General features: G+C 47.3%; 1 protein-coding gene. It reads right to left on the bottom strand.

Features of this window, described 5'->3' with window-relative positions:
* A partial coding sequence (locus HC175_RS21760; protein ID WP_168139978.1) for an aminotransferase class V-fold PLP-dependent enzyme occupies positions 1 to 336 on the bottom strand: 336 nt, incomplete at both ends.

Raw genomic sequence — 336 nt, 5'->3', positions numbered from 1 at the left:
CTTTACAGATTTCCCCGGTCTTTTTGATGTCCAGTAAATTTCCAACTTCATTGTTGACGTGCATCAGGCTCACCAGGGTCTTCTTATCACTCTGCTTCAGCAACTCCTCCAGGTGTTCCAGGTCCACTTTTCCGCAGTCATCGAGGTTCACGTATAAAAGCTCCACCCCGAATACTTCGTGCAGCTTATTCAGCGTGTAAAGCACTGCGTGATGTTCTATTTTGGAGGTGATGATGCGCTTTACGCTAAGATCCCGAACGGCCGAATTCAGAATAAGGTTATCAGCCTCGGTCCCACCCGAGGTAAAGATGATCTCAGAAGCGGCAACATTAAGAA

This window comes from Salinimicrobium oceani (genome assembly GCF_012037645.1).
This window is presented reverse-complemented; position numbering and strand designations above follow the sequence as displayed.